Raw genomic sequence first — 16272 nt, 5'->3', positions numbered from 1 at the left:
CACTGTGGACAGTCTCCGGCGGGTACTGACCCCAACGCGGGGTCAGTACCCGCCGGATGCCTCGGCGAGTTCCCGCCAGATCACCTCGGCCGGGCGTTGCGCGGAGTTCTGGTTGACCACCACGGCGATGGTGAGGCCGCGGTCGCGGTCGGTGCCCGCCATGGCGGTGCAGCCGACGTAGCTGCCGCCGTGGCCCTGCCAGCTGCCGCCAGCCGTCTTCGTCCGGTAGGTGCCCATGCCGTAACTGCGCTCGAAGTCCTGGCTCCGCAGTGCCTGCGGGGTCGGGGTGACCATGTGCCGCAAGGTCTCCGGGCGCAGCAGGTTGCCGCGGGTGAACAGCGCGTCGAGCACCAGCCCCGCGCCCATGGCGGTACCGGCCAGCAGGCCGTCGGTGAAGGGCAGGCCGTACAGGTCGGTGGGGATGCCCCTGGCGCCGTGGGCGGTGAAGAAGTCGGTCAGGGAGCCATTGTCGTGGCGGGTGTAGCCGTGCGCGAACCGTTGCAGGGCCTGCGGGGAGCGTTCCGCGGTGACCTGCTGTTCGGTCAGCGGTGCGCGCGGGGTGCCCGCCCGCCGCAGGAAGTCCCGGTACGCCTGGCGGAATGCCTCGTCGCCGCCGGCGATCGTGGTCAGGAGGTGGCCCAGCACCAGGTAGCCGGTGTTGGAGTAGTGGAAGTTCGCCCCGGGGTTGGCCGGTTCGCGGATGGCCGGTCGCAGCATCTCGAAGGTGTAGGGGCGGTTCGGGTCGTACCGGTCACCGGGTGGGAACAGCGGTTCGGTGGCCGGGTCGGCGTAGACGTCCGGGTAGCCGGTGGTGTGGGTGAGCAGCATCCGGACCGTGACGACCCGCGCGCCCGGCAGGTCGTCGCCGAGGTAGGCCGAGATCGGCTTGTCCAGGTCAAGCACCCCGTTCTCGGCCTGGTGCAGGGCGAACGGGGTGAGCATCAGCTTGCTGAGGCTGGCGAAGGCGAACATGGTGTCCGCGCCGACCTCGCGCGGCGGGCTGATCACCGCCAGGCCACGCACGCCCGACCACACCACCTGGCCACGGCGGATCGCCACCGCCTGGACGCCTGCCGCGCCGAACCTCCCGGCAGCCCGCTCCAGTGCCTTGTCCATCCGTTCGTCCATCCTCTTCGTGAGTTCGGGACCCGGCACCGCGGCGGCAGGCAGCACACCGGCCAGGCCGAGCACCAGGACGAGCACGTACTGCCGGATCCGGCCCCTCATGCTCGCTCCTCCTGGTCGCTGGCGCACGGCCCGGCCGTCATCGCAGCACGCCGTAGCTGGTCGGCAGCCCGTCGATCCGGACCGTCGCCCGCCGTTGTCCCGGCCCGGCCAGGGGGTCGCGGTCGTCCACGGTCAGGGTGAACGCGCGTTCAGCGCCGGTGCCGAGCCTGCCGACGCCGGTCACGCTGAACCACCCGTCGGCGGTCTGCAGCCTGCCCAGCCGCACCGAGCGCAGCACGCCACTCGGCCCGGCGACCAGGACCCCGCCCGAGGCGTACCTGGCGCCCTTGCGCTGGGTGAGCGCGGCCGCCACCACCGTGCGACCACCACCTTCCAGTGGCCGCATGACTCCGGCCGTGGTCACCGAAAGGTCCTTGCCGACGTTCTGCGGGCGGGTCGGCATGCTGGAGGCACGCCGCAACGCCTGTCCGGCGGTGGCGTGGGTGGGTTCGCCGTTGGCGAGGGCGAGTTTGCCGTTGACGAAGACCCAGCGCACGCCCACCGAGTACTGCCTGGGCTGTTCGAAGGTGGCCCGGTCGGCGATGGTCTTCGGGTCGAACACGGTGACGTCGGCGGCCATGCCCTCGGCCAGGTAACCGCGGTCGACCATGCCGACCATGGTCGCGGGCAGGCCGGTCATCTTGCGGATGGCCTCTTCCCAGGACAGCAGGCCGCGCTCGCGGACGTAGCGGCCGAGCACCCGCGGGTAGCTGCCGTAGTGGCGGGGGTGGGTTTGCGCGGACTCGGTCACGCCGCCGTCGGAGGAGAAGGCGACGAACGGGTCGGTGATGAAGTTGGCCAGGTCCGTTTCCGAGCCGATGTGCATGACGGCGAGGATGGATCCGTTGTGCGCCTTGAGCACCCGCATGATCGCCTCGCCGATGCTGACCCCGCCGTACTCGGCCATCAGGTCGGCGATGGACTTGTTGGCCAGATCGGGCAGCACCACCTTGTCCGGGGTGCCGACGTCGTCGCGGACGAACGCGCTGGTCTCGGCGTCGATGCGGGGTCGTAGCGCCGGGTCGGCGAAGCGGGCCAGCATCGCCGCCGTGCCACCGTCCTTGGCCCAGCCCGGCACGTAGAACTCCAGCGCGGTCGAGGCGGCGGTGTACGGGTAGACGTCGCCGCCGGCGTGCGTGCCGGAGTCCCGTGCCTCGCGGAGCAGGCGCAGCATGGTGGCGGATTTGCCCCAGTTGCCCGGACCGGCCACCTTCAGGTGCGTGATCTCCGGCATCAGTCCGGCGGCCTTGCCGATCGCGATGTCCTCGGCGGTGGATTCGACCACCTGGTTGGTTTCGTCGCGGATGTGGTCGGTGAACATCGCCCGCCAGGACCGGGCGCCGCGCACCACCTCGGCGACCTCCTGGGTGCGCGCGTAGGAGGCCGGCGGGTAGCCCAGTCCACCCGAGACACCCCAACCTCCTTGGCGCATACCGCTTTCGATGCGGGCGCGCATCTGGGCGGACTGGGCCGCGGTGGGGCGGGTGTCGCGTTCGCCCATGGTGGCCTGCCACACCGTGTTGAAGCCGACGTAGGGGGCGACGTTGATGCCCTTGGGTTCCGCGTCGAGTTGCCGGAGCTGCTGGTCGATCTCGTACGCGCCGCCGCCGTCCGGGCCGATCAGTTCGGTGGTGACGCCCTGGGTGAGCGAGCTTTTCGCGCCTGCCAGTGGCGGGCCGGTCTCGGTGTGCGCGTGCACGTCGATGAAACCAGGGGTGACGTACTGGCCGGTGGCGTCGTAGCGGGCGCGAGCGCGGACCCGGCCGAGGTCGCCGATCCGGTGCACCCGGCCGTCCCGGATGCCGACATCGGTGATCCGGCCGGGTGCGCCGCTGCCGTCGAAGACCTTGCCGCCGTGGATGATCGCGTCCAGTTCGGGTGGTGGGGCTGCGGTGGCCGCGGCGGGCCAGGACAGCAGGAGTCCGGTGGCCAGCACGGCCGCCACCGCTCGCCGGGACTGCACGGTCATGGCGCGTTCTTCCCTTCTTCGCGAGCAGTCAGCCGCGAGTGGTGGCGGCTGTAGAGCAGGTACACCGCGAGCGCCAGTGCCAGCCAGCCGCCGAAGAGCAGGTAGGTGGCGGGCGGGAGCTGGTAGATCAGGTAGGCGCAGCAGCCGATCGACAGCAGTGGCACCACCGGGTAGCCGGGCACCCGGAAGCCGCGTGGCAGATCCGGTTCCCGGCGCCGCAGGATGATCACCCCCAGCGAGACCACCGCGAAGGCGACCAGGGCGCCCATGCTGGTCAGGTTCGCCAGCGCATCAAGGGGGACCACGGCGGCGATCAGCGCGACGAAGCCGCCGACCAGCACGGTGCCGGTCACCGGGGTGCCGCGGCGGGGTTCGATCCGGCAGAACACCGGCGGGATGATGCCGTCCCGGCCCATCGCGTACAGGATGCGGGTCTGGCCGTAGAGCACGATCAGGATCACGCTGACCACCGAGATCACCACCCCGGCGGAGAACACCGGTCCCGGCCAGCCCATCCCGGTGACCTTGGCCAGGATCGCGGACAGTCCGGCGGACTGGCCCTCGAAGGCCGTCCACGGCTGCGCGCCGACGCCGACCAGCGCCACCAGCACGTACACCGCGGTGATCACCAGCAGTGCGCAGAGGATGGCCAGCGGCAGGGTCCGGCGCGGGTTGCGCACCTCCTCCCCCGCGGTGGACACCGTGTCCAGGCCGATGAAGGAGTAGAAGACGGTGGCCGCGGCCGCGCCGATACCGGCGAAACCCATGGGGGCGAACGGTTCCAGGTTCCCGGCGTCGAACCCGGCCGCGCCGACCACCACGAACAGCACCAGGATCGCCAGCTTGAGCAGCACCATCACCGTGTTGACCACCGCCGACTCGCGCGCGCCCCTGACCAGCAGCAGGCAGCACAGTCCGACCAGGACCACCGCGGGCAGGTTGAGGTAGCCGCCGTTGCCGGGTGGCGCGGAGATGACCGCGGGCAGCTGGGCGCCGAAGAGGCGCTGGGTCAGGTCGTTGAGGTACTGGCCCCAGGTGACCGCGATGACCCCGGCGGAGACCGCGTACTCCAGCAGCAGGCACCAGCCCACCGCGACCGCGGCCAGTTCGCCCAGGGTCGCGTAGGCGTAGGAGTAGGAGGAGCCCGCGACGGGCACGGCGGAGGCGAGTTCGGCGTAGCACAACGCGGTCAGCGCCGCGGTGACCGCGCCGAGCACGAAGGAGAGGATCACCGCGGGTCCGGCCTTGGGCACGGTGGTGTTGAGCGCGAAGAAGATGCCGGTGCCGATGGTGCCGCCGATGCCGATCATGGTGAGCTGGAAGACGCCCATGCTGCGGCGCAGGCCACCGCTGTCCGCCTCGGCCTCGACCGCGAAGGCCCGCACTGGTTTGCGCCTGAGCAGCTGGTGCCGCAGCGGAACGCCGGTTCCCAAGTGGACCTCTTTCCGTCGCCGAGAGGTCCCGCCATCCTGGCCGCCCGCGCCCGGCCCGTCGTTGGCGGAACCGCCTACAGTTGCGCGGCCCAGATGGCGGAACCGCCCAACATCCGCCGGTGACCGCAACCGGTCACGGAAACATCGCCGAAACCTGCCGACTGGTCGGCTGCTCGCATGACCTACACGGCGAAACGCCGGACCTTCCTGGTGACCGGTGTCAGCGTGGCGATGGTGCTGGCGGGGGCTGCCCCCGCGGCGGCCATCAGCGGCGGCAAGCAGGCCACCGGGGTGTACCCGTTCATGGCCTCCCTGCAACAGTCCGACGGCACGCACTTCTGCGGCGGCACCCTCATCCGTCCACAGTGGATCGTCACCGCGAAGCACTGCGTGCTCGACCGCGACGGGAATCCCAAGGACCCCGCCAAGATCCGGGTCCGGCTGGGCAGTGACAACCGCACCCAGGGCGGCGAGATCCGCCATGGCGCGCGGATCGAACCGGACCCGGTGGCCGACTCGGACCTGGCCCTGCTCAAGCTCGACACACCGTCCCGGCGGACCCCGGCGGCCTTGCCCCGCACCGAGCTGTCCCCCGGCGACGCGGTGCGCACGATCGGCTGGGGCGACCACGAACTGCCGGAGAACCCGGGCGACCCGTGGCCGCCGCCCCCGATCCAGCTCCGGCAACTCGACAGCCGGCTCCTCGACCCCGCGCGCTGCCTTGGCATGAGCGGCGAGCCGATGTCGCCGGGCGAGTTGTGCATGGCCGCGCTGCCGGGCGCCGGGAAGTGGCCGCAGACCACCCGCGCCGGTGACTCCGGCGGCCCGCTGCTCAAGCGCGCCAACGGGATCTGGACGGTGCACGGCGCGGTCTCCCGCGGCACCCGCGATCAGCACGGCGTCTACGGGTCGGTGCACGGCGCGCTGCGGTGGATCAAGGACACGCTGCGCCGGAACTGAGCACCTATGCTGGGCCGGTGCGGATGACCGAACCGCCCAGCATCGGCGGCACCAGCGAGGAGCTGTACGCCCTCGCCGACGCCATGGCCGCGGTCATCGGCGGTTCGGTGTCCATCGAGGACCTGGACAACCGGGTGCTGGCCTACTCCTCGGTGCCCGAGCAGCGCATCGACGAGCTGCGCCGCCGCGGCATCCTGGACCGCCGGGTACCCGACCAGCCCGAGCAGCTCAGCCAGTACCGCCAGGTCCTGGCCGCGCCGGGGATCGTCCGGCTGCCGGTGCTGGCCCCCGACGAACTCCCCCGCGCGGCGGTGGCCATCCGGGACGGGGAGCGACCGCTCGGCACCATCTGGGCCATCGAGGGGCACACGCCGCTGGGCGCCACGGGTGAGTCCGCGCTGCTCGACGGCGCCCGGCTGGCCGCCACCCACCTGCTGCGCCACCGCGGCGCGGCCGAGTTCGACCGGCAGGTCCGCGAGGACGCCCTGCGCGGCGCGCTGACCGGCGACGGCCCGATCGGCGACACCAGGGTCCGGCTCGGCCTGCCCGCCCCGCCGCGGCTGACCCTGCTGGCCTTCGCCCCGGCCCGCCCACCCGAGGGCGAGCCCACGGTGGACGGCCGGCTGGCCGCGGCCGCCGCCCGGCACTGGGCCGCGGTCTCCGCCGAGGCGGCCACCGCCACCATCAACCGCACCGTCTACGTGCTGCTGCCCGACGACCTGCCGGCCACCGCCCGCCGCCTGGCCGAACAGGCGGTCGCCGCCCTGGACCGCGGCCTGGACGCGCCGGTGCGCTGCGCGCAGAGCCGCACCACGGCCGAGGTGGCCGACCTGCCCGCGCTGCGCACCGAGGTCGACGGCATCCTCCGGGTCACCACCGCCGACCCTGACGGACGGCCGGTCGCCGCGCTCGGCGAGGTGCACGCCGGGGTACTGCTCGCGCACCTGTCCGACGAGCTGGCCCGGCACCCCGGCCTGCGCCACCCCGGCATCGAGGCGATGGTCGAACACGACCGCACCCGCCGCACCCACTACACCGCCTCGGTCACCGCCTGGCTGGACGCCGCAGGCAACATCGGCGAGGCCGCGCGCCGCCTGACCGTGCACCCCAACACCCTCAAGTACCGGCTCCGCCGCGCGCACGACCTGTTCGGCCTCGACCTGTTCGGCCACCCCGACGACCGACTCTCCTGCTGGCTGCAACTACGCCTCCAGCCACCCCCACCCCGCTAAACCAACCCCCCCCCCATCGTGTTGGCCGTTCTCGTACCCAGTCTTGGCCGTTCTCGTACACAGTCTTGGCCGAACTGGTACACCCCTCGGCCAACACACCGACCACAACGGCCAACACAGCGCCCATAACGGCCAACACACCGTCCAGTTCGGCCAACACACCGTACGAGAACGGCCAACACGGTGTTCAGGCTGCTGCGCGGGGTTGGGTGAGGCGGAGTTGGGTTAGGAATTCGGCGTTGGAGGTGGTGGCGCGTAGGCCGTCGAGGAGTTTGTCCACGGCGTGGGCTGGTTCGGTGTGGAGTAGGGCGCGGCGGAGGGTGTGGGTGGCGGCCAGTTCGGCTGGCGAGCACAGCAGTTCGTCCTTGCGGGTGCTGCTGCGGCGGACGTCCACCGCGGGGTAGCGGCGCTGGGCGGCGATCTTGCGGTCCAGGGTGAACTCGGCGTTGCCGGTGCCCTTGTACTCCTCGTAGATCAGCGCGTCGCCGAGTGAGCCGGTGTCCACCAGTGCGGTGGCCAGGATGGTCAGCGAGCCGCCGCCCTCGATGTTGCGCGCGGCGCCGAGGAAGCGCTTGGGCGGGGTGAGCGCGGCGGCGTCGACCCCGCCGGAGAGGATGCGGCCGGACAGCGGCGCGGCCAGGTTGTAGGCCCGGCCCAGCCTGGTCAGCGAGTCCAGCAGCACCACCACGTCCCGGCCCTGCTCGACCAGGCGTTTGGCGCGTTCGATGGCCAGTTCGGCCAGCAGGATGTGCTCGGCGGGCGGCTGGTCGAAGCTGGCCGCGATGGTCTCGCCGGGCATGGCCCGGCTGAAGTCGGTGACCTCCTCCGGGCGCTCGCCGACCAGCACCGCCATCAGGTGGCACTCCGGGTGGTTGCGGCTGATCCCCTCCGCGATGGCCCGCAGCACCGTGGTCTTGCCCGCCTTGGGCGGGGCCACGATCAGCGCGCGCTGGCCCTTGCCGATCGGGGTGAGCAGGTCGATCACCCTGGTGGTCAGCAGGTGCGGTTCGGTTTCCAGCCGCAGGCGTTCGCGAGGATAGATCGGGGTGAGGTCGGTGAAGGCCGGTCGGCGGGCACTCTGCAACGGGCTGAGTCCGTTGACCGTATCCAGCTGGGTCAGGCGGGGTGTGCCGTTCCCGGCGGACTGGGCGAGGCCGGTGACGAGGTCGCCGCGGCGCAGGCCGTGTGCGGCGACCAGGGCCGCCGGGACGGCGACGTCCTCGGGTCCCGGCAGGTAGCCGTCGAGGCGGAGGTGGCTGCGGTTCGCCGAGGTGTCGAGCACCCCGGTGACCGTGTTGGCGTGGTCGGTCATGGGATTTTCTTTCGGTTCGATGGATCACTGTTGATCACTGAGGTTGATCGAGACACCCGTTCGGACTGGGGGAAGGCCAATGCTCAGGCCACATCCGGCAGTGCTTCTCCGGGATCTCACACACACGCTTCGGGGGACATTTGTCCGGAACCCGCAAGCGGTAGACAACGCCAAGCTAGCAGAGGCCGGGCCGGGCGACCAGTGGGTTACCGCGCGGCCCGCCCCGCCGCCCCGGCCCGTGATCTAGGCGTTACCGCAGGTCCGGGTAGTGCGGAGGTTGTTTGTACGGCGGGAGCGCCGACACCAGACAACCTCAACCCGCGTAGACCTTGAGCCGTCCGGGTCCTACCGGGGAGTTCTGGACGTGAGGGGTCAATGTGAACACAACGAGGGTCAGCACGAACGCACTATCAGTCGGCCCGGTCAGCCGGGCCTGGGACACGGCGGCGGTCACCGGCACCGTACTGGGCACGGGTCACCCGGCACGGTGCGAACCGCAGCAGGTCCTGGCGGTCTCGCACCGCATCTCCTGGTGACCGGCCGGCGGTAGTCCAGCAGTCGGCTCCACGCGCTCCGTTCCCCGGGCGCGTGGAGCCCGCGGAACGAACTAACCCGGGCCGAGCCCGCGCAGCAGGGCGTCGAGGCCCAGCCGCCAGCGCCGGTCCACCGACTGCTTCGAGCCGCCGAGCCGCAAGGCGCTCTCCGCCGCGGCCAGGCCCTGGACCATGGTGAAGTAGACCAGCGCGACATCGGCCGGGTCGCCCACGATCAGTCCGGCGTCCAGGGCGGCCCTGATGTGCTGGACGAAGATCTTGCGGACCTTGACCCCGGCCTTGACCTCGGCCGCGGTCGGGTCGAAATCGGCGAACGGCCGGGCGAACATCACCTCGGCCAGCACCGGGTGCGCGCTGACGAACCGGCGGAAGCCCTCGGCCAGCCGCCGCAACGCCCTGAGCGGATCCTCGGTCGGCGGCAACGCGGACAGCTCGGCGGCCAGCAGCCGGAAGCCCTCGAAGAAGACCTCCCTGACCAGGCCGGACTTGTCGCCGAAGACCTCGTAGATGGCGGGCACCGAGGCGTTCGCCCTGCTGGCCACGGTGCGCGTGGTCAGCCCGGCCACGCCCTGCTCGGCGAGCACCTCCAGCGCACTGGCCAGCCCGCGCTCGCGGAGGGCGTCGGTGCGCTGTTTCACCCTGGGCACACCGCCGACCCTAGCACTTCGTCCACATAGGCTGGACAGACGTTACGGAACAACGATACGGAACGGTGGTACAAAGGACCGGTGACCCTCTCCGTGACCCAGCTGCTGCGCGAGCGCAGGCGCCAGGGCAGCATCCCTGGACAGCGGCGCGATGACGCGCGCCTGGTGCTGTTGATCGAGGGCGGCAGCTCTCGCGGCGCCTACTCCAGCGGCATGACCATCCCGATCGAGCGCCAGGGCCTGTTGCCGCTGTTCGACGCCGTCTACGGCAGTTCGGCGGGTGCGCTCAACGCCGCCTGGCTACTGTCCGGGCGCGCGGAGCGCACCATGCACGCCTGGTGGGACCCGGTGGTCATGGGTTCGACCATCAACCTGCGCAACGCGCTGCGCCGCAAGCCGGTGGTGGACACCGGGTTCCTGGTGGACACCGTGTACACCAAGATCATGCCGCTGGGGTTCCAGGAGATCCTGGACAATCCGGTGGAGTTCCACCCGATGGCCACCGACGCGCTCACCGGCCAGGCCGTTGACCTGCACGAACACCTCCGGGACCAGGCAGGCGTGCAGGCCGCGCTGCGCGCCTCGACCGCGATGCCGATCCTGGCGGGCGACCCGGTGCGGATCGACGGGCGGTCCTATGTGGACGCCGGACTGAGCGAGACGGTCCCGGTGCGCACCGCGCTCACCCAGGGCGCCACGCACCTGGTCGCGTTGCGCACCCGGCGTACGGACGAGGTGGCCACTCCCCCGTCCTTCGTGGAGCGCCTGGTGGCCAGGCGCTGGTTCACCCGGCACGCGCCGGGCACGCTCGAACCGTGGCTGCGCGGCAATCTGATGCGGGCCGAGGAGGAGCGGCTGCTGGCCGAACACCCGGCGACGCTGCAGATCCGCCCGCCGCTGGGCAGCACCCGGATCGGCCGCACCGAACGCCGCCCGCACCTGCTGCGGGCAGCGGTGGAGGCCGGTCACCAGGCCGCCGCGGCCGAGCTGGCCGACTGCGTGGACGAGCCGCTGCCGCGCTGACTCAGTCCGCGGCCAGCACCCGCGCCAGCAGTGCCGCCGGGGACAGGCCGAGGGCGGCGTGGGCCTGGTGCGCGGTCAGCGAGGCGATGCCGTGCACGCCGACCAGGCGGGTGAGCGCGTCGGCCTCGCTGTCCGCTGGATGCCGCGTCAGCCAGGCCGCGCACCAGCGCCGGACCAGCGGAATGGTGGTCGAGCGCAGGTCGGCGCCGGAGGCTTCGAGGAGGTCGTGCCGGAAGAGCAGGTCGAAGGCGTGCGGGCGGCGCACGGCGAAGTCGAGGTAGCCGCGGGCGAGCCGCTCCGGCGATTCGTCGGTGCCGTCCAGTTCGGCGCCCAGTTCCCCGGCGATCCGCTTGGCCAGGTGCCCGAGCAGTACGTTGCGCGCGGGGAAGTGCCTGCGTGGCGCCCCGTGCGAGACGCCGCAGCGGCGCGCGGTCTCCCGGATGGTCACCGCCTCCGCCCCGCTCTCGTCGAGCAGTTCGGCGGCCGCGTTGAGCAGCTGTTCCCGGAGATCGTCCGCCACCATCGGCCAGTCCCTTCGTAGACAGCGTCTACTCTAGCTTGTAGACACTGTCTACGTGATAGCTCTGGGGTTGTTGGCGGTGGCCGCGCTGTGCCACGCCGGATGGAACCTGCTGGTCAAGTCCTCCGCGCAGCAGGGGCCCGAGTTCGTCTGGCTGTACTCGGTGATCACCGCGCCGGTCGCACTCGGCCTGCTGGGCTGGGCGATCGCACGGGGCCCGGTGCTGCCCTCGGTGTGGCCGGCGCTGGTGAGCATGCTGCTGCACACCGCCTACGCCGTTGTCCTGCAACGGGCCTACCGGGCCGGGGAGTTCTCGGTGGTCTACCCGGTCAGCCGGGGCACTCCGCCGGTGCTGGTCACCCTGGCCGGCATCCCCGCGGCGGGCTGGCCGGGGCTCCAGGTGTGGAGCGGCGTCGGCCTGGTACTCGGCGGCGTGCTGGCCCTGGACCGGATGTGGACCCGGCCGGGGGTGGCCCGCGGCACCCTGCTGGGCCTGGCGGTCGCGGTGTGCAGCTGCGGCTACACCCTGTGGGACGCCTACGCGATCACCACCCTCGGCGCCCAGGTACTGCCCTACCTGGCGGTGGCCAACCTGGGTCAGGTCCTGATGCTCACCGCGGTCATCCGGCCCCGCCGGGAACGCCTCGGCCCGGTGCTCGCGCACTGGCGGCGGGCACTGCCGATCGCGGTGCTGATCCCGGCGAGCTACGGCCTGGTGCTGGTGGCGATGACGCTGGAACCGGTGTCCGCGGTGGCCACCGGCCGCACCCTCAACGTGGTGCTCGGCGTGCTGCTCGGCGTCCTGGTACTGCGCGAACGCCTGACCGCCTGGCGCGTGGCCGGGTTGGCCGCCGTCATCGGCGGCGTCCTGCTCGTCTCGACCTGACCCGGAGGATCCCCATGCCCGACCTCGTCTGCCTGCACGCCGCCGCCAGCAGTCCCGCCACCTGGGACCGGCTGCGCCCCGGACTCAGCGGGATTGCTCGGCCAAGGGGCGCAACGCATCCAGGAACTCCGCGTTCACCGGCGGCATGGTGCCGTCGTTCCGGCCGGTGGATTGCAAGGTCACCCTGGGGCAGCCCAGCTGCTCCGGCTCCCGCCGCTCGGTGCTGATGAACCGGCTGGCCAGGTCGAAGGTCGCCACCTCGCGGGCGGTCCGCGCCTCGCGCACGACCACCGTGTAAGTGGCGCTGTGCAACAGGATCGCGCTGCCGTGGTAGCGGCACATCCGTTCGTCCGTGCCCAGTGCGGCGTAGTACACGCAGGCCACCAGCCGGGCATCGGTGCCGCGCTCCGCCGTGGGCCGCCACCGCGGCGGCAGGGTGAACCCGGTCAGCTCGTCCACGCCCACCGGGCGGTGCGGGAGCTGACCGCCGGCCAGCAGTTGCCGGTCGGCACTGGCGCGATCGAACACGGCGATGGGATGCGGACCGGGTCCGGTGTAGGCGGGACCCTCGGGGTGGTGCGGCACCGCGGCGGGCACCGGCTGACCCGGCGCGGGCGCGGCGGGACACACCTGGTGCGGCGCACCGAGATCCGGTCCGGTGGGTCGCTGGAACGGCCACCACCTGGCCGCCGAGGCCAGCACCAGCCACCCGATCAGCAGCACCAGCAGTGCCTTGAGCCACCACAACCTCGGCATGCCCGGACGCTACCGCGAGTGCCCGGGATCGATCCCCGCCCGGTCAGCCCCCGCAGGGCGGGGCGTAGTCGAGTTCGGGCAGGTGCCGGGCCCACTGTTCCCGGCTGATCGGCCGGGCGCCCGCGCACAGCCCGGCCTGCGCGCGGGTCACGTCGGTCTCCCACAGCCGCGCCGTCCGGTCCGTGCCGCTGCTGGCCAGCAATCGGCTGTCCGGGCTGAACACCACCGCGCCCACCTGGTCGGTGTGCCCGGTCAGCGTGCCCACCTGCTCCGGCCGGTGCGGCTTGGTCACGTCCCACAGCCGGATCGTCCGGTCCGCGCCCGCGGTGGCCAGCAGCCTGCCGTCCGGGGAGAACGCGAACATCCACACCACGCCGGTGTGGCCGGACAGCGTGGCCAGTTCCCGCGGGCGGCCAGGGTCGGAGATGTCGAGCAGCCGCACGGCTTTCGCCGGTTCGTGCCAGGTCGCCAGCAGGCGGCCGTCGGGGCTGAAGGAGCGGGCGGTGACCATGTCCTCCCTGCCGGTGGGGAACTCCACGACGACGGGGTTGGCGGGATCGCGCACGTCCCACAGGCGGGTGTGCCACTCGCCATCGCCACCGGTGGCCAGGGTCCGGCCGTCTGGACTGAACAACACGGTCCAGACCATCCCGGTGAAGTACGGGCGGCGGACGATCCGGCGCGGCTGCTCGTCCATGGCCCACAGGCTCAACGCGCCCGGACCGCCGATGGCGAGCAGGGTGCCGTCGGGGGAGAAAGCCACCGCCGCGCCCGATTCGGGCAGCACCGCCAGGCGCCGGGGTGCACGGGGATCCGCCAGGTCCCACAGCCGCACCGCGTCCTCCTGGCCGACCGCGAGCAGCTTGCCGTCCGGGCTGAACTGCACCGACCGGATCGGGCCGACACCGCCGGTGACGGTGGCCAGTTCACGCCGTTCCCTCGGGTCGGCGAGGTCCCACAGCCGGGCGGTGCCGTCCCAGCTGCCGGTGGCCAGCATCCGGCCGCCCGGCGCGAAGGCCACCGCGGCGACCACATCGCGGTGGCCGACCAGTGGCAGCGCCCGTAGTTCCTGCAGGCGCACGCCCTGGTCGGCGTCGGTGGCCGCGATGGTCGAGCCGTCGGGGCTGAACACCGCCGAGGCGCGGCCGCCGGGGATGGTGGTGATCGCGGTGGGCGCGCCGCGGTCGCGGACGTCCCACAGGATGGTGCCGCCGCCGGTGGAGGCCAGGGTGGTCCCGTCGGGGCTGAACGCGATCGACCACACCGCGCTGGGGTGGCCGGTGAGCACGGCGCCGGGCACCGGTGTGGCCGGGTCGCCGACCGCCCACAGCCGGACCCGGTTGTCCCAGCTGGAGGTGGCCAGCCAGCGGCCGTCCCGGTCGAAGGCCACCCCGGTGATCAGGCCGGTGTGTCCGGAAAGGACTCCCAGCGGCCGGGGCCGCACCGGATCGGCCACCTCCCACAGCCGCACCGTGTCACCGGAGGCCACGGCCAGCACCCGGCCGTCCCGGCGGAAGGCGACCGTGGTCGAGCGGACCGAGTCCGAGGCCGAGGCACTGGCCGGGGCGGACAGCTCGCGTGGCCGCCGCGGATCGCGGATGTCCAGCAGCCGCACCGATTTCTGGTTGGTGGCCACCGCCAGCAGTCCGCCGTCGGGGCTGAAGGCCACCGAGGCCACGGCCGCCGCGCCACTGGGTTCGGCCCACACCTGCGCCGGTTTGCGCGGATCGCTGACATCCAGCAGCCGGATGCTCGACTCCCCCACGGTGGCCAGCAGCGGACCGTTCGGCGCGAAGGCCACCGCCAGCAACTTCTCCGACAGCCTGGTCAGGCTGATCTCCGCGGGCGGCCCGGCGACCTCCCACAGCCGCAGGGTGGCGTCCCCGCTGACGGTGGCCATCCGCCTGCCGTCCGGGGCATAGGCGGCGTAGACGTCGGTGCTGGTGTGCCCGGACAGCCGGGCCGAGCGCGGCGCGGCGTAGGCGCTGAGCAGGGTGTCCCTGGTCTCGGCCAGCGGCGCGATCCGGTGCGCGGCCAGCACCAGCTGACCGGACAGCGCCGGGTCGACCGCGCGCACCGCGTCCGCGCCGGTGAGCACCCGCCGGGCGATGGCCACGTTGCGCTGCTCGGTGGCCTCCTGCTCGGCCCGCACCGCGTACCCGCCAGCCGCGGTGGCCAGGATCAGCAGCACCGACAGCAACGCGACCAGCCGCCGCAACCGGGTGGCCTGCCGCCGGGCTGCGGTCGCCTCGGCCTGCTCGGCGGCCACGCTCGCGGCCAGGAACCGCTGCTCCACGTCGGTGAGCACGGCCGTGGCCGAGAAGTCCCCGGCCACCGCCAGGCGGCTGCCGCGGTAGAGCGTGCCGGGGTCGTGCTCGTGCGATTCCCACACCTGGGCGGCCTCGGTGAGCATCCGGTGCACCCGCAGCCCGGCCCGGTCCTCGGCGATCCACTCGCGCAACCGCGGCCAGCAGCGCAGCAACGCCTCGTGGCTGAACTCCACGGTGTCCGCGTCCACGGTCAGCAGCCGGGCCGCGGTGAGCCGGTCCAGCACCGCGCCGGTCTCCAGCTCGTCCCGGCGCACCCGCCGCTTGGCCGGTTCGGCGCCGTCCGGGAAGGCGATCAGCCGCAGGAACACCCGGCGCGCGATCTCCCGTTCCGGCCCGGTGAGCCCGGTGTAGACCTGTTCGGCGGTGCGCGCGATGGCGTGCTCGATCCCGCCCGCCGCCTCATATCCGGCCAGGGTGAGGGTGGCCCCGCTGCGCCGCCGCCAGGTCTCCAGCAGCGCGTGCGAGACCAGCGGCAGCACCACCGGCTGACCGGCGGCGTCCGCGATCAGCCTGGACACCAGCGCGGCCTCGACCATGCAGTCCGCGTCGGCGGCAGGCCGGGTGATCACCTGCCGCAGTTCCTCCGGCCCCATCGCGCCGATGAGCAACTGCCCGCCACGCAGCGCCGCCACCAGTTCCGGGTACCGCCCGCAGCGCCCGAAGAAGTCGGCCCTGACCCCGATCACCACCCGGGCCCGGCCCTGTTCCGCGGCCGCCACCAGTGCCTCGACGAACTCGGCCCGCTCGGCCTCGTCCTCGCAGAGGGTGAAGACCTCCTCGAACTGATCCACCACGACCAGCGGATCGTCCCCGCCGACCCGTGCCGTGAACTCGGCCATCGGGTGCTGACCAGGGGTGAACAGCACCGAGGGCCCCTGCGTGCGAGCCAGCAGCCCCGCCCGCAGAACCGAGGACTTGCCGGCCCCTGAGGCCCCGAACACCCCGGTGAACCGGCGCTCGCTGGTCAGCCCGAGCAGCTCCCCGACCACCGCGTCCCGGCCGAAGAACCGCCCGGCGTCCGCGGCCTGGAACGGCGCGAGCCCGACATAGGGCGCGCCCGTCTCCACCGGCTCGTCACCGGCGGTGAGTTCGGCCGACACCCGCCGCCACCGCTCCTGCCACTGCCCGGCATCGCCGCCACAGGCGCGCACATAGGCCAGGGTCACCGCCAGGCTCGGCAGGGCCCGGCCGGCGGCGGCCTTGGACAGCGCGGCGACCGAGTAGTCCACCCGCGCGGCGAGTTCGCGGTAGGTCGGTGACCCGGCCGCCGCGCGCAGCTCCCGCAGCTCGGCGGCGAAGCGACCGAGCGCGCTGTCCGCCGCGTCCAGCGGCCGTTCCCCCCGTGGCACGACGGCCTCCTGATCGCACTTTGGGGCAGCCGAGCGTTGTTTCTGATCATCGCCCCGGCGGTAAACAACGCGGT

12 protein-coding genes are annotated in these 16272 nt (G+C 72.6%); 4 read left to right on the top strand and 8 right to left on the bottom strand.

What is annotated here, in order from left to right:
- Positions 1-42: 42 nt before the first annotated feature.
- Genes HNR67_RS24220 through HNR67_RS24210 form a run of 3 tightly spaced genes read right to left on the bottom strand, consistent with a single transcriptional unit; the run spans position 43 to position 4629 of the window.
- Positions 43-1227 (bottom strand): serine hydrolase domain-containing protein, encoded by a 1185-nt coding sequence (locus tag HNR67_RS24220; RefSeq protein WP_185004527.1) that lies wholly within the window; start codon positions 1225-1227, stop codon positions 43-45.
- A gap of 37 nt (positions 1228-1264) precedes the next feature.
- Entirely contained in the window at positions 1265-3196 is a 1932-nt protein-coding gene (locus HNR67_RS24215) for an N-acyl-D-amino-acid deacylase family protein (protein WP_185004526.1), read from the bottom strand.
- Complete coding sequence (locus tag HNR67_RS24210; protein WP_246492582.1) at positions 3193-4629, bottom strand: APC family permease; 1437 nt, start codon at positions 4627-4629, stop codon at positions 3193-3195. Before HNR67_RS24210 ends, HNR67_RS24215 begins: the two co-directional genes overlap by 4 nt.
- 177 nt (positions 4630-4806) lie before the next feature.
- Between HNR67_RS24210 and HNR67_RS24205 the strand changes: the two genes are divergently transcribed.
- Together HNR67_RS24205 and HNR67_RS24200 are read left to right on the top strand one after the other, a co-directional pair.
- The gene (locus tag HNR67_RS24205) at positions 4807-5589 is read left to right on the top strand and encodes a S1 family peptidase (RefSeq protein WP_185004525.1); all 783 of its coding nucleotides are present in this window, start codon (positions 4807-4809) and stop codon (positions 5587-5589) included.
- Between the two features lie 23 nt (positions 5590-5612).
- Positions 5613-6821: a PucR family transcriptional regulator gene (locus tag HNR67_RS24200; protein WP_246493474.1), complete on the top strand. Its 1209-nt coding sequence runs from the start codon at positions 5613-5615 to the stop codon at positions 6819-6821.
- A gap of 187 nt (positions 6822-7008) precedes the next feature.
- On the opposite strand, the gene rho is transcribed toward HNR67_RS24200, so the two are convergent.
- Together rho and HNR67_RS24190 are read right to left on the bottom strand one after the other, a co-directional pair.
- On the bottom strand, positions 7009-8133 hold the full coding sequence (gene rho / locus HNR67_RS24195) for a transcription termination factor Rho (protein ID WP_185004523.1): 1125 nt from the start codon (positions 8131-8133) through the stop codon (positions 7009-7011).
- Positions 8134-8740: 607 nt separating this feature from the next.
- The gene (locus tag HNR67_RS24190) at positions 8741-9334 is read right to left on the bottom strand and encodes a TetR/AcrR family transcriptional regulator (RefSeq protein WP_185004522.1); all 594 of its coding nucleotides are present in this window, start codon (positions 9332-9334) and stop codon (positions 8741-8743) included.
- 81 nt (positions 9335-9415) lie between these two features.
- On the opposite strand from HNR67_RS24190, the gene HNR67_RS24185 reads away from it, so the two are divergent.
- Complete coding sequence (locus HNR67_RS24185; protein ID WP_185004521.1) at positions 9416-10357, top strand: patatin-like phospholipase family protein; 942 nt, start codon at positions 9416-9418, stop codon at positions 10355-10357.
- A 1-nt stretch (position 10358) separates the two neighbouring features.
- Here the strand turns inward: HNR67_RS24185 and HNR67_RS24180 are convergent, their stop codons facing one another.
- Positions 10359-10880, bottom strand: coding sequence for a TetR/AcrR family transcriptional regulator (locus HNR67_RS24180; RefSeq protein ID WP_185004520.1), 522 nt, complete (start codon positions 10878-10880; stop codon positions 10359-10361).
- Positions 10881-10932: 52 nt separating this feature from the next.
- Between HNR67_RS24180 and HNR67_RS24175 the strand changes: the two genes are divergently transcribed.
- Complete coding sequence (locus HNR67_RS24175; RefSeq protein WP_185004519.1) at positions 10933-11763, top strand: EamA family transporter; 831 nt, start codon at positions 10933-10935, stop codon at positions 11761-11763.
- Between the two features lie 84 nt (positions 11764-11847).
- On the opposite strand, the gene HNR67_RS24170 is transcribed toward HNR67_RS24175, so the two are convergent.
- Complete coding sequence (locus HNR67_RS24170) at positions 11848-12519, bottom strand: hypothetical protein (protein WP_185004518.1); 672 nt, start codon at positions 12517-12519, stop codon at positions 11848-11850.
- A gap of 43 nt (positions 12520-12562) precedes the next feature.
- Complete coding sequence (locus tag HNR67_RS24165) at positions 12563-16198, bottom strand: nSTAND1 domain-containing NTPase (protein WP_185011808.1); 3636 nt, start codon at positions 16196-16198, stop codon at positions 12563-12565.
- Positions 16199-16272: the final 74 nt, after the last annotated feature.

Source organism: Crossiella cryophila (assembly GCF_014204915.1).
In the GTDB taxonomy this organism is placed as follows: Bacteria; Actinomycetota; Actinomycetes; order Mycobacteriales; family Pseudonocardiaceae; genus Crossiella; species Crossiella cryophila.
This window is presented reverse-complemented; position numbering and strand designations above follow the sequence as displayed.